Annotated in this window: 1 protein-coding gene; it reads left to right on the forward strand. The window is 45.7% G+C overall.

What is annotated here, in order from left to right:
• Positions 1–278: transposase (locus tag PPOP_RS18760; RefSeq protein ID WP_042230161.1), on the forward strand; the 278-nt coding region annotated here is incomplete at both ends.

Below are 278 nucleotides of genomic sequence, written 5' to 3' on the forward strand. Positions count from 1 at the left end.
GCCTATTTACTGATCAGCAATCGCTATGATGTTCCGGAAGAAGTGTTGCAAGCTTATGTAAAGCGTTGGCGCATCGAAGTATTCTTTCGAGCTGTCAAGCAGGAATTGGCTTTTGAGAAATGCCACTCCGAATCCGAGGCGCATCATCATGCTCATTTTGAGCTATTGTTTACGGCAGAAACCATGCTAGCTGTAGCGCTCTTTGAACTGAACAAAGAAAAAACGAGTGATGATGAAGGCTATACCCACGGCAAAATGGTTCGTGGCCTCTTCCACAC

Source organism: Paenibacillus popilliae ATCC 14706, assembly GCF_000315235.1.
Classification (GTDB): Bacteria; Bacillota; Bacilli; order Paenibacillales; family Paenibacillaceae; genus Paenibacillus_B; species Paenibacillus_B popilliae.